The sequence below is a fragment of the Burkholderia sp. WP9 genome (assembly GCF_900104795.1).
In the GTDB taxonomy this organism is placed as follows: domain Bacteria; phylum Pseudomonadota; class Gammaproteobacteria; order Burkholderiales; family Burkholderiaceae; genus Paraburkholderia.
Genome location: NZ_FNTG01000001.1, coordinates 3,079,973 through 3,098,535 on the forward strand (window position 1 = coordinate 3,079,973; position 18,563 = coordinate 3,098,535).

15 protein-coding genes are annotated in these 18,563 nt (G+C 63.1%); 4 read left to right on the plus strand and 11 right to left on the minus strand.

The window, feature by feature from the left end; translation table 11 throughout:
• The first annotated feature begins 158 nt into the window (after positions 1-158).
• Complete coding sequence (locus BLW71_RS13615) at positions 159-959, plus strand: bestrophin-like domain (RefSeq protein ID WP_091796776.1); 801 nt, start codon at positions 159-161, stop codon at positions 957-959.
• A gap of 38 nt (positions 960-997) precedes the next feature.
• Here the strand turns inward: BLW71_RS13615 and BLW71_RS13620 are convergent, their stop codons facing one another.
• The 10 genes from BLW71_RS13620 to BLW71_RS13665 all read right to left on the minus strand — a co-directional run bounded on the left by BLW71_RS13620 (position 998) and on the right by BLW71_RS13665 (position 12,417).
• A complete protein-coding gene (locus tag BLW71_RS13620) occupies positions 998-1,810 on the minus strand; it encodes an HpcH/HpaI aldolase/citrate lyase family protein (RefSeq protein ID WP_091796777.1) in 813 nt (270 codons plus the stop codon).
• 32 nt (positions 1,811-1,842) lie between these two features.
• On the minus strand, positions 1,843-2,595 hold the full coding sequence (locus BLW71_RS13625) for a GntR family transcriptional regulator (RefSeq protein ID WP_091796778.1): 753 nt from the start codon (positions 2,593-2,595) through the stop codon (positions 1,843-1,845).
• Between the two features lie 46 nt (positions 2,596-2,641).
• Entirely contained in the window at positions 2,642-3,832 is a 1,191-nt protein-coding gene (locus tag BLW71_RS13630; protein WP_091796779.1) for a CaiB/BaiF CoA transferase family protein, read from the minus strand.
• Positions 3,829-4,992, minus strand: coding sequence for an acyl-CoA dehydrogenase family protein (locus tag BLW71_RS13635; RefSeq protein ID WP_091796780.1), 1,164 nt, complete (start codon positions 4,990-4,992; stop codon positions 3,829-3,831). The genes BLW71_RS13630 and BLW71_RS13635 overlap by 4 nt, the downstream gene beginning before the upstream one ends.
• Positions 4,993-5,002: 10 nt before the next feature.
• Positions 5,003-6,415, minus strand: a complete 1,413-nt coding sequence (locus BLW71_RS13640; RefSeq protein ID WP_091796781.1) for an MmgE/PrpD family protein — start codon at positions 6,413-6,415, stop codon at positions 5,003-5,005.
• 6 nt (positions 6,416-6,421) lie between these two features.
• Positions 6,422-7,828: an MFS transporter gene (locus tag BLW71_RS13645; protein ID WP_091796782.1), complete on the minus strand. Its 1,407-nt coding sequence runs from the start codon at positions 7,826-7,828 to the stop codon at positions 6,422-6,424.
• A 167-nt stretch (positions 7,829-7,995) separates the two neighbouring features.
• The gene (locus tag BLW71_RS13650) at positions 7,996-8,496 is read right to left on the minus strand and encodes a MaoC family dehydratase (RefSeq protein ID WP_091796783.1); all 501 of its coding nucleotides are present in this window, start codon (positions 8,494-8,496) and stop codon (positions 7,996-7,998) included.
• 225 nt (positions 8,497-8,721) lie between these two features.
• On the minus strand, positions 8,722-10,320 hold the full coding sequence (locus BLW71_RS13655) for an FAD-dependent monooxygenase (RefSeq protein WP_091796784.1): 1,599 nt from the start codon (positions 10,318-10,320) through the stop codon (positions 8,722-8,724).
• A 240-nt stretch (positions 10,321-10,560) separates the two neighbouring features.
• Positions 10,561-11,094 carry a single-stranded DNA-binding protein gene (locus BLW71_RS13660; protein WP_091796785.1) on the minus strand — a complete coding sequence of 178 codons (534 nt, stop codon included), beginning with the start codon at positions 11,092-11,094 and terminating at the stop codon, positions 10,561-10,563.
• Positions 11,095-11,229: 135 nt separating this feature from the next.
• Positions 11,230-12,417 carry an MFS transporter gene (locus BLW71_RS13665; protein ID WP_177205029.1) on the minus strand — a complete coding sequence of 396 codons (1,188 nt, stop codon included), beginning with the start codon at positions 12,415-12,417 and terminating at the stop codon, positions 11,230-11,232.
• 368 nt (positions 12,418-12,785) lie between these two features.
• Here BLW71_RS13665 and uvrA point away from each other — a divergent pair, with 368 nt between their 5' ends.
• Both uvrA and BLW71_RS13675 read left to right on the plus strand, forming a co-directional pair.
• The gene (gene uvrA / locus BLW71_RS13670) at positions 12,786-15,659 is read left to right on the plus strand and encodes an excinuclease ABC subunit UvrA (RefSeq protein WP_091796787.1); all 2,874 of its coding nucleotides are present in this window, start codon (positions 12,786-12,788) and stop codon (positions 15,657-15,659) included.
• Positions 15,660-15,693: 34 nt separating this feature from the next.
• On the plus strand, positions 15,694-16,779 hold the full coding sequence (locus BLW71_RS13675) for an AI-2E family transporter (protein ID WP_091796788.1): 1,086 nt from the start codon (positions 15,694-15,696) through the stop codon (positions 16,777-16,779).
• 124 nt (positions 16,780-16,903) lie between these two features.
• On the opposite strand, the gene BLW71_RS13680 is transcribed toward BLW71_RS13675, so the two are convergent.
• On the minus strand, positions 16,904-17,176 hold the full coding sequence (locus BLW71_RS13680; RefSeq protein ID WP_177205030.1) for a hypothetical protein: 273 nt from the start codon (positions 17,174-17,176) through the stop codon (positions 16,904-16,906).
• Between the two features lie 143 nt (positions 17,177-17,319).
• On the opposite strand from BLW71_RS13680, the gene BLW71_RS13685 reads away from it, so the two are divergent.
• Entirely contained in the window at positions 17,320-18,546 is a 1,227-nt protein-coding gene (locus BLW71_RS13685) for a PepSY-associated TM helix domain-containing protein (protein WP_091796789.1), read from the plus strand.
• Positions 18,547-18,563: the final 17 nt, after the last annotated feature.

Sequence of the window (18,563 nt, forward strand, 5' to 3'; positions counted from 1 at the left end):
TCAGCAAAAACTTGATAGTCGATGCCCACGCCGTTGTGTTACATCAAAATTCAAGCGGATGAGGCCGGTGATACGCGCCGATCGTTGCGGGACTACCCGGGTTTTCGGCGGGCGGCGGTTGATGGAAAGTGGCGAGGGTGCGTCTACGGAGCATGCGTATGTCCGAAGTCGGTTCGACCGTGGTGATTTTCGCTCTCTTGCTGATCGCGACCGGCGTGGGCGTGTGGGTGCGGCCGCTGTTGCCTGAAGAGCACAAGGCGCATGAAACCGTGCAGTTGATCCAGCTGGTGATCGGCATGCTGGTGACGTTCGCCGCGCTGGTACTCGGCTTGATGACGGCATCCGCGAAGTCCAGCTTCGACACGGCTTCCAATGATTTGCGCGCCTACGCAGCCGATCTGATCGAGTTCGACACGACCTTGCGCCAATACGGCGCGGATACCGATCCGGCCCGGCACCTGTTGCGCCAGTACACGGCGGCGGCGATTGCCTCGACGTGGCCCGGCGAAACCCCGCCCACCGGCGAATACCCGAAAGACATCGGCTCGCAGGACAACTCGCAGAAACTGGAGAACGTGCGGCTCGGCGATATGCTGACCGCCGTGGGCAGGGAGTTACGGCAATTGCGGACCCACGATCCATTACAGCAACGCGCGCTCGACGACGGATTGGCGCAATACCGGCGCGTGGTGGACGCGCGGTGGAAGATCATCGAGGAAGCGCACAGCTCGATTTCCCAGCCGTTCCTCAAGACACTGACCTTCTGGCTGGCCGTGATCTTTCTGAGTTTCGGCCTGATCGCGCCGCGCAACGCGCTGGCGTTGGTCACGATTTTGCTCGGCGCGGTGTCGATTGCTTCCGCGATCTATGTGATCGTCGACCTGGATACGCCGTTTACCGGGCCGATTGTCATCTCCAGTGTGCCCATGAGGGACGCGTTGGACCATTTGCGCCGGTAAGCATGGCTTGCCTTGCCGCCGGGCCGACCGGCGCACCGTCACCGCGTGAGCGTGTCGAATTCAGCAATCCTTTTCGCCCGCTCGATGACCGGCCGGTCGACCAGTTTGCCGTCCACCGCGAACGCGCCTTCCGGATGCTCGCGACACGCCGCGAGAACACGCGCCGCCCACCGCCGCTCGTCCTCGCTGGGCGCGAAACCGCTGTTGACCGGATCCACCTGGCGCGGATGTATGCACAGCTTGCCGCCGAAGCCGAAGCGCCGCGCGGCGGCCACGTGCTCCGTCAGGCGGGCGAGATCGTCGAGCTCCAGTGTCACGCCATCGACCGGCGCGGCGAGGCCCGCATAGCGCGATTCGATCACCATCTGCGAGCGTACGTAATTCAGTTCGATGCCGAGTCCTTCAATGCCGGCATCGCCGCAAAAATCCACGGTGCCGAACGCAAGCCGCGTGACCGACGGCACGGCGGCGATTTCCCGCATCGCCACCACACCGGCGACGGTTTCGATGAGCGCCACGATGCGCATCGCCGCCGGCAGCCGCGCGGCGACGTCGGCGAGTTGCTGCGCGCTGTCCGACTTAGGCAGCATCAACGTGGCAATGCCGGAGGCCCGCACCATCTCCACATCGGCGACATGCCACGGTGTGCCCACCGCGTTGACGCGGACGATGAGCCGCGCGGGATCCGCAGTCGACAGCCAGCGTTGCAGGCCATCGCGCGCGGCGAGCTTCGCCGCCGGCGCAACCGCGTCTTCGAGATCGATCACCACCGCGTCGGCGCCCGTGTCGAGCGCCTTGCTGAAGCGCTCGGGCCGGTCGCCCGGTACGAACAGATAACTGCGTGCGTCCATCCTGCTCTCCTGAACCGCACGCCGCGATGCTGCTAGTTGGCGTGCCAGTCGCGTTGAAATGTTTCGGAATAACTGTAGCGGTCCGCCGGATGCACGCTGATGGTCAGCTCGACCACCTGCGCACGCCGGTTCAGATAACGGCGGCACAACCACAGCGCGGGCGAACGCGGCTTCGCGTTCAGACGTTGCGCCAGCGCCGCCGGCAGCGCGACCGCGCGGATTTCCTGCTGCACTTCGGCGATCTGCTCACCGAACTGCTTTTCGATCAGCGTGTAGATCGGCACATGCGTGCGGCCGCTCAGGCCTGTCAACGAGCGGAACGCCGGATGGATATACACCTGCGTGTGACAGATCGGCTCGACACTGTCCGGTGAACGGCGAATGCCCTCGGCCAGCAGCCAGGTCTCGCCCGGCTTCGCGCTGAGCCGCTCGAGCAGTTCGGCGTCGTCGATCTCGACGGTTTGCGTCGACTCGATCTCCAGCTCCGTGTCCGACGTGTAGCGGTGCAGGTCGCTCAGGCGCTCCATCACCTGCCGGTACGCGGTCTCGCTTTGTATGGCTTTCACGCGGGTGCCGATGCCGGGCCGCCGGTCCACCAGACCGCGCTGCTCCAGTTGCTTGATCGCCTGGCGCACCGTGAAGCGGCTCGCGCCGAACTGCTCGCAGAGCTCGAACTCGGTCGGCAGCAACGTGCCGATGGGAAACTGTCCGCCCTGAATCTCGTTCAGGAGCGTCTGTGCCAGTTGCATGTAGCGCGGCTGTTGCCCGAGGACTGTCGTGGCCATCTCGATGTGCAAAAAAGTGGAAGAGCGGACGGTTGCCCGCCCGGCCTTATTGCACCACACCCGCCTCTCTCAGCAAAGCTATCCTTTCCGGACCATAGCCGAGCTCGTCGAGCAACCGTTGGGTGTCCTGCCCGAGGTCAGGCGCCGCGCGCGTCGGCAGCGGCTCGTCGATCCGCACCGGCGCGGCCACACCGCGCACCGTGCCGAAGCGCGGGTGCTCGGCGTTCACCACGCATTCGCGCTCGGCAACGAAGGGATTCTCCAGCGCCTCCTTGACGTCGAACACCGGCGCCGCCGGCACGCGTCCGCCGAAGCGTTCAAGCCATGTTGCCGTGGTCGCGCCCGATAACACCGTGTCGAGTTCGGTCTGCACCAGCTCGCGATTCGCGAGGCGTGCCTGAAAGTTGCAAAAGCGCGGATCGGTCACCCACGACGGTTTGTCGAGCACTTCGGCGAGCACGCCCCAGAACTTTTCCTTGTTGCACATCAGGAAAATCCAGCCGTCCTGGGTCTTGTACAACTGGCTCGGCGTGAGCGACGGATGCGACGAGCGATTCTCGCGCCCTGTCACCACGCCGCCGTTCAGATACCACGTCGCGACATACGCGAGGTTGTGCAGCGCGACGTCGAAGAGACTCACGTCGATGTCGCGGCCTTTGCCCGACGTCTTCGCATCGACCAGACCGGCGAGCAGCGCCATCGCCGCGGTCGTGCCGGTCATCAGATCGATGATCGACAAGCCGAAGCGCGCCGGCGGACTATCGGGCTCCCCCGTAACCGACAGGTAGCCGGCCTCGGCCTGCATCAGATAGTCGTAGCCCGGCCATGCCGCGCGGCTGCCGGTGCGACCGTACGCGGACAGATGCCCGCACACGATCTTCGGATTCGCCTCGCGAAGTTGCTCATAGGTGAGCCCGAGCTTCGCCGGCAGATCGCCGCGCAGATTGTTGAACACCGCGTCGCTCTTCGCGACGAGGTCGAGCAAAACCGCGCGCGCTTCGGGCTTTTTCAGATCGAGCGTCAGGCTGCATTTGTTGCGATTGAACGCTTCAAAAAAGTGGCTATCGCCGTCGCCGAAAAAATACGGGCCCACTGCGCGGCCGACATCGCCGCCATTGGTCGGATGCTCGATCTTGATGATCTCCGCGCCGAGGTCCGCGAGATGCTGGGTCGCGAATGGCCCAGCGCCGTATTGTTCGATGGCGAGCACGCGCACGCCTGAAAGAGGCAAACTCATACCGGACTCCTTTCGATCAGCTGCTTGGCGATGATGATGCGTTGCATCTCGTTGGTACCCTCGCCGATGGTGAGGAGCGGCGCATCGCGGTACAGTCGCTCGACGTTGTACTCCTTCGAATAGCCGTACGCGCCGTGAATACGCATGGCCTCGATGCTGTTTTCCAGCGCGGCCTCGGTGGCGAAGTATTTCGCCATGCCCGCTTCCATATCGCAGCGCTCGCCGCGGTCGTACTTCTGCGCGGCGGCGTCGACAAGGAGGCGCCCCGCTTCGACGCGCGTCGCCATCTCGCCGAGTTTCAACTGGATCGCCTGATGCTCGCAGATCGGCTTGCCGAAGGTTTTGCGCTGCTGCGAGTAGCTGACGGATTCATCGAGCGCGGCTTGCGCGACGCCGACGCCGCGCGCCGCGACATTGATACGGCCGAGTTCCAGGCCGCCGAGTATCTGCTGCAAGCCCTTGCCTTCCACGCCGCCGATCAACGCATCCACGGAAACGTGATAATCGTTGAACGACAACTCGCAGGTATCGATACCTTTGTAGCCGAGCTTTTCGAGTTGGCGGCTGACTTCGAATCCAGGCCCTTTCTGCACCAGCAACAAACTCATCCCGCGATGCCGCGGCTCTGCCGTCGTATCCGTCTTTACCAGCAGCGCCAGCGTATTGCCGTGCTTGCTGTTGGTGATCCACGTCTTGTTGCCGTTCACGATGTATTCGTCGCCGACGCGTTTGGCGGTCGTGCGTATCGCCTGCAGATCCGTGCCGCAATCGGGCTCGGTCAGGCCGATGCCGCCGCGCCACTCGCCGGTGGCGAACTTCGGCAGATACTTGCTCTTCTGCTCGGGCGTGCCGTTGCGTTGCACCAGCATCGCGAGAATCAGATGCGAATTGATGATGCCGCTCACCGACATCCAGACCCGCGAGATGCGCGCGATGATCTGCGCGTAGGTCCGGGTCGACAGACCCAGCCCGCCATACTCGGGATCGATGATGCAGCCGAACAGGCCCATCTCTTTCATCTTCTCGACGATCTCCGCCGGGTAGATATCGTCGTGATCGAACTTGTGGACGTAGGGCCGCACCTCGGTGTCGAGAAAGCGGTCCAGCATGTCGAGAATCAGTTGATCGTTTTCCAGCGTGTCGAGTTCAGTGGCGGTCATGATGACGTCCTTAAGATGCGGTGTGTCCAGCAAGCGTGTCGGCGAGCGCGCGGGCCGGCTGTTCGTCGAGTTGCAAGACGGCGTGGGCGACCTGTTCGGCCTCACTGCGGGAAATGCTGCGCTGCGCGTTCGCGTGGAACTTGGCGACGATGTCGTCGTTGCTGACGGGGCGGTCCGCGCAACCGCGATTGATCGCCTCGCGATGCGCGACACGCGAACCGTCGCTGCGCTCCACCACGACTTCGCCGGTGTAGTGGCGCGGGAAGGTCGTGTCGGGATCGATTTCGTAATCGACTTTTTTGGCGAGCGCCAAAACCGCTGGATCGGCGAGCGCGGCCGGTTCGAGTTCGTCGAGCGTAAAGCGGCCTTTGAGCAACGCCGTGGCGACGATGTACGGCACGCTGAATTGCGCTTCGTACGCGGTGACCGGCTTGCGCTTCGCCTCGACCGGTTCGCAGACGATTTCCACCGTGCCGCGCGGCACTTTCGCGACCACGCGTTTGATCGAGTCGAGCTTGTCTGCCGAGAAGCGATGCTCGCGATGCAACGCGATCGCCGCGTCGGCGACTGCATGCGTGAAGTGACACGCGGGCAGCGGCTTGATCGCCACTTCGTCGATCTGCCATGAACTGCCCAGGCCTTCGGTGGCGAGTTCGCGATCGGCCGCGCCGAGTGGTTTGCCGAGGTGGCTCGCGTAGAGCCCGAAGCGTCCTTCGTAGGCCAAACGTGGACCCGTGAAGCCGTGTTTGGCGAGCGTCGCGGCGGTGATCGCCGAAGCAGCCGCGAAACCCGGATGAGCGCGCTTGGTCCACGCGCCGTCTTCGAGAAATTCGAGGCTGCCGGCCGCCATTGAAAGCACGATGCCTTGCGCATGCGCCACGCGAGCCTCGTCCAGTTGCAGCAGACGCGCTGCGGCAACCGCGCAGCCGAACGCGCCCACCAGGCCCGTCGGATGAAAACCGGCGTCGTGGAATCCGCCCCTGGCCGCCGACGCCACGCGCGTCGACACTTCCATTGCGACGATATACGCGGTCAACAGATCGGCGCCGCTTACGCCGTCGCGATCGGCGAGTGCGAGCACGCAGGGCAACGCGCTGGTGGTCGAGTGAATGACGCCGCGCGAATGGGTGTCGTCGAAGTCGAGACCGTGAATCAGCACGCCGTTCATTGTCGCGGCGTCGCGCAGGCCGAGACGCCGGCCGTAGCCGATCACTGGCGAAGCGCCGTTGCCGAGTTCGGAGAAGGCGGCGAGCGCAACATCCGCATACGGATAACCACGTGACGCGAATGCAATGCCAACGGCGTCGAGAATCAGATGCTTGGCGCGCGTCTGCACCGCACGCGGCACGTCGCGCAATTGCAGACCCAGACCGAAACGCGCGTACTGATCGGACAGCGTGACAGAGGTATCGAGTGAAGTCATGGAGGATTAACCTTGCTGGGTAGCGGGTATCGGATCGGAATCGGTGTCGAGGCTCGGCGAGATCCGCTCGAGCGCGTGCTGATTGGTTTCGACACGCAGCAGCAGAATGCCGAGCACCAACAGCCCGAGCACGCTACTCACCATGGCCAGCACGCCGGACACACCGAACGAGTTGTAGAGCACCACCGCGAGATACGGCGTGGTCATCGAGGCAGCGCGGCCGCAAACGCCCGCCGTACCAGTTCCGCGCAGACGCAGTTCGGTCGGAAAGAGTTCGGGGATGTAGGCGAACAAGCCGAGTGTGGTGACCGTGTAGATGCAGGTGACCAGCACGAAGCCGACACTGCTGATTGCCCAACCCGCATGCATGTTCGGATAGATGAAGCCGACCACGATCGTGGCGATCGCGAAGATCACCAGACCACGCGCACGGCCCACACGATCCGCGCAGAGAAAGCCGATCAACGCGCCGCCGGGTGCGCCGAACGCCATGAGCGTCGTGAAACCGAGCGATTGCACGATGGTGAGACCTTCCTTCACGAAGAAGGTCGGCAACCACGCAACAAAGCCGTACACCGAAATATTCACCGCGACCGCCGTGAGAATGGCGACCAGCGTTCGCCCGAGCATGGCGTGCGAGAACAGAGCGGAGAACGGTGCTTTCGGCACTTCGAGACTTTCGGTGCGCTCGACCGGCGGCAACGGGCCTTTCTGTCGCTGCACCTCGTTTTCGATGGCCGAAACGGTCGCCTCGGCTTCGTCGCTGCGGCCCACTGATTCGAGCCAGCGCGGCGACTCCGGCATACGGTGCCGCAGCACCCACACGATGATCGCGCCGACGCCGGCAATCCCGAACATATAGCGCCAACCCAGCAGCGGGATCACGACGTAGCCCACCGCCGTCGACACCAGCAATCCGGAATTGATAATGAGCGCGAGCAACGCGGTCCAGCGTCCGCGTGATGCCGGGGGGATGAATTCGCACAAGGTGCCCGCCGCCACCACGAGTTCGGCGCCGAGGCCGATACCCATGATCAGCCGGAGCACGATCAGCCACATCATGTTCGGCACGAAGCACGCGGCGATCGACGCGATGCCGAAGATCAGCAGATTGGTCTGATACGACGAGCGGCGGCCGAAGCGGTCGCCGAGATAACCGGCCAGGCCTGCGCCGATCAGCATGCCGAAGAACGTCACCGAAATGAATAGCGCGTTCAGTTTCAGATCGGAGAAGCCCGCTTTCACCATCGCGCCGAGCGCACCGGCGGCGAGATAGATGTCGAAGGCGTCGAGAAAAGCGCCCGCGCTGATGAGGCCGAGAACCTTCCAGTGAAAGGACGCGATGGGCAGGCGATCGAGTCGCGCGCCCGAGTTGACGATACCGATAGCCACCTTTGTCTCCTTGGTGTGCATGCGGCCGCATTGACGCTTGCCGCTTCGTGGCGCCTGTTCAGGCGCCGCCGGAATCCGCGCGCGGGCTGCTCTTGCCGGCAGATGCGCGCAATGTGCTGCTGGTCGTTCTCAGACTGCCCGAGCGTTCAGTTCGCTCATGCGGCGATTGACGCGGGGCAACGCGTCGATCAATCGCCGACGCCGTGGCCACGCGCCGGGACGAGCGCGCTGCGCACGAAGTCCATGATCGGTGTGCCGTCCTGCTTGAACGCGCGAGTTTGCACGGTGACGATGCCCTGCCCCGGACGCGACTTCGATTCGCGCTTCTCGAGCACTTCGGATTCCGCATAAATCGTGTCGCCGCAAAACACCGGACCGGTCAAACGGATTTCTTTCCAGCCGAGGTTGGCGATCGCCTTGCCGCTGACGTCGTTCACCGAGAGTCCCAGCACCACGGCAACCGTCAGACCGCTATTGACCAGCAGGCGGCCGAATTCGCTCTTGGCGGCGTAGGCGGCATCGCAATGCATCGGATGGAAATTCATCGTCAGCAGCGAGAAGTGGATGTTGTCGGCTTCCGTAATAGTGCGCCCGGGGCGGTGTTCGTAGATATCGCCGACCTGGAAATCTTCGAGGTAGCGCCCGTAACTGGCGCGTATGCGGTGTTTGACTGCGAGGTCTGATTCCATGCCTGTCTCCTGTTTCGAGTGACTTTATCTGCGTTTGTTACTTTGTCCGTACAAACTATGGATTGAGTATTGTCGGGGAAGGAGTGAATGTCAAGGCGACATTGAGGAAGATGGGGTTGAAGGGTGGGAAATGGGGCGCTGAGGCATGCCTGGCTTGGGGCTTAGGTTTATCCCTAAGGGAGTTCCAGACCGACGCCCGACTATCGCACGCCGCCCCGAATCACGTCAGTCGATCAGTACCGACCGCCGCAACCACCCTTTCAACGCGTCTTTCGAACAATGGCTCGCACGCCAGCCGAGATGCGCGTCGGGCCGCACGCCCCACACCGTGCCGCTCGGGGCGCGAAACGCCGTCGCGAATTCATGTGCCGCATCCGTCAGCACGGTGATCCGCTCGTTGCGGGGCACATCGCATCCCGGCGCCACGATCAGCACCGCGGACGCGAACTCGTCAGGCAGGGCAGCGAGCGCGGAGCAACCCTCGACAAACGCGTCGTATTGCGCACCGGGTGAATCGATATAGCCGAGCAAGACATGTCGGCCGCGGCCGACGTGGTCATGCAGGCGCTGCGCGTGGCCGACGTAGGTCTGCTGGAAGCCCCCCACTTCGGGAACCCGGTCGCCGGGCGCGGGCGACGCCGCGTCCATCCCGGGACACTCGTCGGCGACGATTTGGCTGCCGCGATAGGTGACTAGCAACTGGGTTTCGCGCATAGCCGGTGTCACCGCCTCGCGAGCGAACACCGCATTGAGCGCCGCGCTGGTCGACTGAACGACGTCGACTCCGACAGGATGCCGTTCCGCCGAATAGCTCTCGAGCAATTCAGGCTGTGCGAGGCCTTTCGTCGCGAGCGACAGCTTCCACGCCAGATTGTGCGCATCCTGCAAGCCCGTATTCATACCCTGCCCGCCCACCGGCGGATGAATATGCGCCGCGTCGCCAGCAATGAAGACACTGCCCTGCGCATACGCGGGCACGATGCGATGGCTGACACGGTAGACCGACGACCAGCGCATCGACGAGAGGCGCGTGTCATCGGGCAAGGCCGGCAGCAGCAGCGCGCACATCGTATCGAAATCGGGTGAGGGGTTATCGGCGAACGCCGCCTTGTCTTCGGGCACGACGACCGAAAGCCGATAGCGTCGGTCCGAGCCGCGAACCGGCACTGCCGCGAGCGCCGTTTTCGGGCGGCCCTCAGCACTCCATTCGAAGCGATACATCGGCCCCTGGGGCAGATCCCACTCGACGTCGAGATCGGCGAGCGCGAATGTTTGCGGGTATTGTCCGCCTTCGAACGCAAAACCGAGCGTCGAGCGAACCTTGCTGTGCGCGCCATCGCAGCCCACGAGCCAACGGCAACGCAGGGTGTGCGTCTGCCCGTCGGAATCCGTGAGTTGCGCATGGACCGCGCCCTCGCGCTCTTCGAAGGCGGTCAACTCGACGCCGTATTCGACCCGTCCGCCATGCGCGGCGAGTGCGGCCTCGAGAAGACGTTCCGTTTCGAACTGCGCGAGCGACAACGAGCCGTAGGGCAGCCCTGCCGTCGGCATGTTCATGCTGCGTGCCGGGACCATGACGCCGTCCTGCCAGGTTTGAACGCCGGTCAGCCATATTCCGGACTCAATCGCGCGCAGGGCGATGCCGATGTCTTCGAATATCTCGATGGTGCGCGGCGTAATGCCGAGCGCCTTGCAATAGAAGATCCTGGTGGACATACGGTCGACGAGGCGCACCTCGACGCCGTCGCGTCGCAACTCCGTAGCGAGCAATAGACCAACCGGGCCGGCGCCGACGATCAGGACATCTGCGGCATCATCCGACATGTCAAATGACCCCTCGGAAGATGAAAGGGAATCCGCGCTGTCACGCGGGGCTATCGATTCCACGGACAAAATGCATCACGGGTGGCGTCTAAAAAATGTAGCCCCGATTTCGCTCGCTTGCGCGTTTTTTTATGAATCAGTGCGCCATGCCAGTGTTCGTGCGCGCTGCCTGCCAGAGCCAAGAACAAAAAACCCCGCACGAAGGCGGGGTTGATCTTTACACTTTCTGATTACGGGCGGTTAAAACGGAATATCGTCATCCATCTCGTCGAATCCGCCACCAGCCGGCGCGCTCGGACGGCTCGCGCCGCCGCCACCACCGCTGCCGCCACGCGCACCACCACCCGACACCGCACGGCCACCACCACCGCCGCCGCTTCGCTCCGACGGCTCACCGCGGCTATAACCGCCTTCGTCACCGCCGCCGCCCATCGAGCCGCCGCGGCCACCCAGCATTTGCATCTGCTCGGCGACGATTTCCGTCGAGTAACGGTCGGTGCCGTCTTGCGCCTGCCACTTACGGGTACGGATGCGCCCTTCCAGGTACACCGACGAACCCTTCTTCAGATATTCGGACACGATTTCCGCGAGGCGGCCGAAGAACGAGACGCGGTGCCATTCGGTCGCTTCTTTCATTTCGCCGGACGCCTTGTCCTTGTACCGATCCGTCGTTGCAAGGCGGATGTTCGCCACTGCGTCGCCGCTCGGAAGATAACGGACTTCCGGATCGGCTCCGAGATTGCCGACGAGAATGACCTTGTTCACGGATGCCATGAGTTTCTCCTGTTGATTCCGTTACGGGCGGCGCGGCAATACACGGTTCGCGTTTCAGGGCCGGCAGGCCCGAGACCGGAACTGCGCCTCTGCCCGCCGCCGGGTGAGTTCTGGGTAAGTTCGGGATGCGCCGTATTACGCTTTGCGCGGCGGCTGTTTCATCTTTGCGGCGATTATAAGCCAGCAAAAGACGAGCCCCGAACAAGTGAAGAAGACGGCGCTCTGACCATCCGCCTTCAGCAACCAGCCGCCGACCACGCCACCCAGCGCAAGACCGATGGACTGCGTGGTGTTGTACACGCCGGCGGCCGCGCCCTTGCGGGTTCCGGGCGCCAGTTTCGACACCAGCGAAGGCTGCGAAGCTTCAAGAATATTGAAGCCGAGAAAGTACACAAAAAGGATCGCCGCCACACTCAGAATCGTATGCGGAGCGACGCCCAATAACAACTGTCCGATCAGGATAAGAGCGATCGCCGAGAGCAGCACGATCTTCATCTTGCCGCGCTTTTCCGCGGCAATGATCGCCGGCACCATCATCACGAACGACAGGCCCATGACCGGCAAATACACTTTCCAGTGGGAGGCGACCGGCAGGCCACCGGCTTCGAGAATGCGCGGCACGACGAGGAACAGCGCGGTTTGCGTCGCGTGCAGCACGAGCACGCCGAAATTCAGACGCAGCAACTCGACGTTGTGCAGCACTTCGGCGAATGGCGCGCGGACATGCACCGGTTTCGGCGCATCTGGCACGACCCACACCACCACGCCGATCGCCAGAATCGAGAAGATGCCGACCAGCGTAAACAGGCCGCTCATGCCGACCCACTGGAACACGATCGGCGCCCCGACGATCGCCACCGCGAACGACACGCCGATGCTGCCGCCCACCATGGCCATGGCCTTGGTGCGATTTTCCTCGGCGGTCAGGTCGGCGATGAACGCGATCACCGCTGAGGACACCGCGCCCATGCCCTGAATCACCCGGCCGACGATGATCCACGTCATGTCGTGCGCGCCCGCCGCCACGAAGCTGCCGAGCGCGAAGATCAGCAGGCCGGTCGCAATGACCGGTTTGCGGCCGACCTTGTCGGAGACCCAGCCGTAGAAGATGTAAAGCATGGACTGCGTCACGCCGTAAGCGCCGAGCGCGATCCCCACCAGCAGCACGTTGTCGCCGCCGGGGATGGTCTTCGCGTAGATCGAGAACACCGGCATGATCATGAATAGACCCAGCATGCGCAGCGCGAAGATCGCGGCAAGCGACACGGTCGCGCGCAGTTCAGGCGCGCTCATGCGTGAGGAAGTGGCGGACGGATTGGACATCGGGAACGTTCTGTGAATGAGCTGGGTGGCACACCGCGGGCGGACACAGCGGCAAGGCGGCCATGACCGCGCGGCTTGCCGCAGGACGGCGGGCCAGCATGCGGCACGAGGATCAAGCCCGCAGCCTTCGCACCTTCCGCCGGCGCCTCGCGGTTGCCTCGCGGCTGCCTCGGGGTTGCCTCGCGGTTGCCTTGTACTCGCGGAAAACGGCCCCAGTTAGACCTCTTGTCCGCAGCGCTGGGCCGCTGCCTTACAGCTCGCTTCGACACCTCTTCAGGCTGTCAGGAAGCCGTAACGGCGGTCTTGAAAAGTCGTTATAGTAGCAGGTTTAGCCTCTTCCTCTTTCCGCCAGTTCATGGAATAAATCCGTGGAACAAATCCGTATTCGTGGGGCTCGCACCCACAACCTGAAGAACGTCAACCTCGACCTACCCCGTCACAAGCTCGTCGTCATCACGGGCCTTTCAGGCTCGGGAAAATCGTCGCTGGCGTTCGACACGCTCTATGCGGAAGGACAACGGCGCTACGTCGAAAGTCTCTCCGCCTATGCACGCCAGTTCCTGCAACTGATGGAGAAGCCCGACGTCGATCTGATCGAAGGGCTGTCGCCGGCCATCTCGATCGAACAGAAGGCGACCTCGCACAATCCGCGCTCCACGGTCGGCACCGTCACCGAGATTCACGACTATCTGCGTCTGCTGTTCGCACGGGTCGGCACGCCTTACTGTCCGGACCACGAAATTCCGCTGGAAGCGCAAAGCGTCTCGCAGATGGTCGACGCGGCGCTCGCGCTGCCGGAAGAAACCAGGCTGATGATCCTCGCGCCGGTGGTGGCCAACCGCAAGGGCGAGCACGTCGAACTGTTCGAGGAAATGCAGGCGCAGGGCTTTATCCGTTTCCGCGTGCGCTCGGGCGGCGGCACCGCCAATGAAGGCGTCGCGAAAATCTACGAAGTCGACTCGCTGCCGAAGCTGAAGAAGAACGACAAGCACACCATCGACGTGGTCGTGGACCGCCTGAAAGTGCGCCCCGACATGAAGCAGCGTCTCGCCGAATCGTTCGAAACGGCACTGCGTCTCGCCGACGGCCGCGCGATCGCGCTCGAAATGGACACCGACAAAGAGCATCTGTTCAGCTCCAAGTTCGCCTGCCCGATCTGCTCGTACTCGCTGCAGGAACTGGAGCCGCGCCTTTTCTCGTTCAACAATCCGATGGGCGCGTGCCCGGAATGCGACGGCCTCGGCCAGATCACGTTCTTCGACCCGAAGCGGGTGGTCGCGCATCCGTCGCTGTCGCTCGCGGCGGGCGCAGTGAAGGGCTGGGACCGGCGCAACCAGTTCTACTTCCAGATGCTGCAGAGCCTTGCGGCGTTCTACGAGTTCGATATCGATACGGCCGTCGAAGACTTGCCGGAAAAGGTCCGCAAGATTCTGCTGTTCGGTTCGGGCAAGCAGGAGATCCCGTTCTCGTACATCAACGAACGCGGCCGCACCTCGGTGCGCGAGCATGTGTTCGAAGGGATCATCCCGAATCTGGAGCGGCGTTACCGCGAGACCGATTCGGTCGCGGTACGCGAAGAGCTCGCCAAGTATCAGAACAACCAGCCCTGCCCGGCCTGCGCCGGCACGCGGCTGCGCCGCGAAGCGCGCTTCGTGCGGATCGGCGCTGACGGCGATGCGCGCGGCATCTTCGAAATCAGCGGCTGGCCGCTGCGCGACGCGCTCGGCTATTTCCAGACGCTGCGCCTGGAAGGCTCGAAGCGCGAGATCGCCGACAAGGTGGTCAAGGAAATCGTCGCTCGGCTCATGTTCCTGAACAACGTCGGGCTCGACTATCTGTCGCTCGAACGCAGTGCGGAAACGCTGTCCGGCGGCGAGGCGCAGCGCATTCGCCTCGCCTCGCAGATCGGCTCGGGGTTGACCGGCGTGATGTACGTGCTGGACGAACCGTCCATCGGCTTGCATCAGCGTGATAACGACCGGCTGATCGCCACGCTCAAGCATCTGCGCGATCTGGGCAACTCGGTGATCGTCGTCGAACACGACGAAGACATGATCCGCATGGCCGACTACGTGGTCGACATGGGGCCGGGAGCGGGTGAACACGGCGGCATGGTGATCGCCGAAGGCACGCCCAAACAGGTGCAGGCGAACGCGGCGTCGATGACAGGGCAGTACATGTCCGGCGCGCGCAACATCGAGTTCCCGGACGAACGCAAGGAGCCGGACGAGCGCCGACTGCGCATCGTCGAGGCCTACGGCAACAATCTGCAGCACGTCTCGCTCGATCTGCCGGTCGGCCTGCTGACCTGCGTGACCGGCGTGTCCGGTTCGGGCAAGTCCACGCTGATCAACGACACGCTCTATCACGCGGTCGCGCATCACCTGTACGGCTCGGCCACGGAGCCGGCGCCGTACGAATCGATCGAGGGCCTCGAGCACTTCGACAAGGTGATCAACGTCGACCAGTCGCCGATCGGCCGCACGCCGCGTTCGAATCCGGCCACCTACACGGGTCTCTTCACGCCGATCCGCGAACTGTTCGCGGGCGTGCCTGCGGCGAAAGAACGCGGCTACGAAGCGGGCCGCTTCTCGTTCAACGTGAAGGGCGGCCGCTGCGAATCCTGCCAGGGCGACGGCGTGCTGAAGGTCGAGATGCACTTTTTGCCGGACGTGTACGTGCCGTGCGACGTCTGCCACGGCAAGCGCTACAACCGCGAAACGCTGGACGTTCAGTACAAAGGCAAGAACATCAGCGAAGTCCTCGACATGACGGTGGAGAATGCCTACGAGTTCTTCAAGCCTGTGCCGGTCGTCGCGCGCAAGCTGAAAACCCTGCTGGACGTGGGTTTGGGCTATATCCGCCTGGGCCAGTCGGCCACTACCCTGTCGGGCGGGGAAGCACAGCGGGTCAAACTATCTTTGGAACTGAGCAAGCGTGATACCGGTCGCACGCTATACATACTCGACGAACCGACCACCGGATTGCACTTTCATGACATCGCGCTGTTGCTCGAAGTGATTCATCGTTTACGGGACCAGGGTAATACCGTCGTGATCATCGAGCATAATCTCGATGTAATAAAAACCGCGGACTGGGTCATCGACCTCGGCCCTGAAGGCGGGGCGGGCGGCGGGCAAATCATCGCCCAAGGCACGCCGGAGCAGGTTGCGAAGTCGAAGGCAAGTTTTACCGGTAAATATCTGGCGCCTTTGCTGAAACGCGCGGCCAGTAAAAAGTAACGCTGCACAACTCGGGTTGGGGACGGAATAAGCCATGGCCAAGCGGAATCAGGCGCGCGACGACGGGCAAGTGCAGGACCTACGCCCACGCCCGGTCAGGCTGACTAGCGACATGAGCCTGCCGAAGCTGTCGGCAGTCGAAATCGGCAGTTACGTTGTGATGCTGTTCGGCATGTGGGCGGTCATCGAACTTCGGCTGCTCGGCGCGTTGCTCGCCGGGCTGCTGGTGTTCCAGCTGGTACACACCATCGCGCCGCGCATCGAGCGTCATATGTCGAGCAAGCGGGCTCGCTGGCTCGCGGTCGTGATTCTGTCCACGGTGATCGTGGGCGCGCTGACGGGGCTCACACTCGGCATCATCGAGCATTTCGAAAACGACGTGCCGAGCGTGCAGAAGCTGCTCGACCAGGCCATGCAGTTGATCGACCAGGCGCGCGGCCGGATTCCGCAATTCATCGCCAATTCTCTGCCGGTCGATACCGAGCAGATGAAGACCAAGGCGGCGGAGCTGATGCAGACGCATGCCAACATGCTGCAGCAAAGCGGCAAGACCGCGGCGCGCGCGTTCACGCATATCCTGATCGGCATGATCATCGGTGCGATCATCGCGGTCGGCGCACAAAAGCATATCCAGCGTCTGCCGCTCTCCACCGCCTTCATCACGCGCGTGACCCGTTTCGCCGATGCGTTCCGCCGCATCGTGTTCGCTCAGGTGAAAATTTCCGCGATCAATGCGGTCTTTACCGGCATCTTCCTGCTGGTGGTCCTGCCGATCTTCCACGACACGCTGCCGTTGTCGAAGACGCTGGTGCTGGTCACGTTTATCGTCGGCCTGCTCCCGGTGATCGGCAATCTGATCTCGAACACGATCATCGTCGCGGTGGCGCTCTCGGTGAGCTTTCCGGCGGCGGTCATGTCGCTCGTGTTCCTGATCCTGATCCACAAGCTCGAATACTTCCTGAACGCGCGCATTGTCGGCGGACAGATCGAGGCGCGCGCCTGGGAATTGCTGATCGCCATGCTCATCATGGAAGCGGCGTTCGGCCTTCCGGGCGTGGTGGCGGCGCCGATCTTCTATGCGTATATCAAGCGGGAATTGATTTACCTGCGGCTGGTTTGAGGCGGCGGCCAACGCCCCTGAAGCGGAGGCACGGCAACGAAAAAGCGGCACTTCGGTGCCGCTTTTTTTCATGCTCAGAAGTCGATGCGCGCATTCAGTGACAACGTGCGCGGATCGCCCTGCGTCAGACGTCTCCGTCGAACTCCACGCCCCGGAAGATCGACTCACCGTCCTGCGTGTAGACGCGGCTTTTGGTGCACTCTCCGGCGCTGTTCTGCAGACAGCAGCTGCTCTCGTTGCGATCGCGTGAACTTTTGCTGTAGCTGTAGTTCGCATTCAGCGTCCAGTCCGGGCTCAGGTTGTACTGCACGCCCGCGGTGTAGAGCTGGACGTTCGTGTCCAGATGCCGGTCGGGACCGGAAGGGTCGCCGCTGCCGCCGCTCATCGTATGCGGCAAGACGGTCCCCGAATGTCGCCGTGAACTTACGACAAACTTGCAGTCCGTGGCATGATTCCTTAAGATGCGAACAATTCCCATTTACACAAAACCTGTGTCGTGACACCTCATTCGAATTTCCGCTCCGTTCCGCCGGTTTGCCCATGAGGCGGCAGTTCGTCCGCCTGCATCGCTGGTTCGGTGTCGCCACTGCGCTGTTTCTGTTCGTCGCCGGCCTCACCGGCGCGGTCATCGCGTGGGACCATGAACTCGATGCGGCGCTGAACCCGTCGTTCTTCAAGGCGCGCACCGCAGGACCGGCGCTGTCGGGGCTGGAACTGGCGCGCCGCGTGGAAGCCGCCGATCCGCGTTTGCAGGTGACGTATCTGCCGCTGGCGGCCGAACCGGGCCACACGCTGCAAATGATGGTGTTGCCGCGTATCGACCCAGCCACGCACCAGCCCTACCCGCTGGACTTCAATCAGATTGCCGTCGACCCCGCCACCGGCGAGATCAAGGGACGCCGCGAATGGGGCGCCGTCTCGCTCGCGCGGCTCAATCTGATCCCGTTCATCTACAAGCTCCACTACACGCTGCAACTGCCTTTTACGGGCGGCGTCGATATCGGTACGTGGCTGATGGGGATCGTCGGCATCGTCTGGCTGTTCGACAGCCTGATCGCGCTATGGCTGTCGTTTCCGAGCGCCAAGGTGTGGCGCAAGTCGTTCGCTTTCCGCTTCGGGCGCGGCGGCTACGCGCTCACTTTCGATCTGCACCGCTCCGGCGGCGTATGGATCTGGGGCCTGCTGATGATCGTTGCGCTGACATCGGTATCGATGAATCTTGCAGCGCCTGTGGTGCGCCCAATCGTGTCGATGTTCTCGACGCTCACGCCCGATCCGCTCAACAACCCTGAAATCCGCCGCGCGCCGCAACCCGGCGACACCGTGCTCCCCCGCGAGCGCATTGTGCAACTGGCCGAGCAGGCCGGCAAAGCGCGGAACCTCGGCATCGGGCCGGGCGGCATCTACTATGCGGAATTCATGCATGCGTACGGCGTCGGCTTTTACGCAACCGGCAACGATCACGGCGATATCGGCCTCGGCAATCCGTGGATGTATTGGGACGCGGCCACCGGCAAGCAACTCAGCACGCAGATTCCCGGCAAGGGCACGGCCGGCGACATCTTCTTGCAGGTCCAATACCCGCTGCACTCGGGGCGCATCCTCGGTCTTGGCGGACGGGTTCTGATTAGCGCAGTCGGCCTCGCGGTCGCCGTGCTGAGCGCGACAGGGCTGCTGATCTGGCTGAAGAAGTTGAATGCGCGCCGCCGCTCGGCGCAAAACGCGAATGCCGCGCGTGACGCAGGCCGGTCAGCCGCGCGGCCGTAGTCCGCAAAAAAAATGGC

Coding starts and splice junctions, on each gene's coding strand:
- BLW71_RS13615 (WP_091796776.1), top strand. CDS start 159: ATGTCCGAAGTCGGTTCGACCGTGGTGATTTTCGCTCTCTTGCTGATC.
- BLW71_RS13620 (WP_091796777.1), bottom strand. CDS start 1,810: ATGGACGCACGCAGTTATCTGTTCGTACCGGGCGACCGGCCCGAGCGC.
- BLW71_RS13625 (WP_091796778.1), bottom strand. CDS start 2,595: ATGGCCACGACAGTCCTCGGGCAACAGCCGCGCTACATGCAACTGGCA.
- BLW71_RS13630 (WP_091796779.1), bottom strand. CDS start 3,832: ATGAGTTTGCCTCTTTCAGGCGTGCGCGTGCTCGCCATCGAACAATAC.
- BLW71_RS13635 (WP_091796780.1), bottom strand. CDS start 4,992: ATGACCGCCACTGAACTCGACACGCTGGAAAACGATCAACTGATTCTC.
- BLW71_RS13640 (WP_091796781.1), bottom strand. CDS start 6,415: ATGACTTCACTCGATACCTCTGTCACGCTGTCCGATCAGTACGCGCGT.
- BLW71_RS13645 (WP_091796782.1), bottom strand. CDS start 7,828: ATGCACACCAAGGAGACAAAGGTGGCTATCGGTATCGTCAACTCGGGC.
- BLW71_RS13650 (WP_091796783.1), bottom strand. CDS start 8,496: ATGGAATCAGACCTCGCAGTCAAACACCGCATACGCGCCAGTTACGGG.
- BLW71_RS13655 (WP_091796784.1), bottom strand. CDS start 10,320: ATGTCGGATGATGCCGCAGATGTCCTGATCGTCGGCGCCGGCCCGGTT.
- BLW71_RS13660 (WP_091796785.1), bottom strand. CDS start 11,094: ATGGCATCCGTGAACAAGGTCATTCTCGTCGGCAATCTCGGAGCCGAT.
- BLW71_RS13665 (WP_177205029.1), bottom strand. CDS start 12,417: ATGTCCAATCCGTCCGCCACTTCCTCACGCATGAGCGCGCCTGAACTG.
- BLW71_RS13675 (WP_091796788.1), top strand. CDS start 15,694: ATGGCCAAGCGGAATCAGGCGCGCGACGACGGGCAAGTGCAGGACCTA.
- BLW71_RS13685 (WP_091796789.1), top strand. CDS start 17,320: ATGAGGCGGCAGTTCGTCCGCCTGCATCGCTGGTTCGGTGTCGCCACT.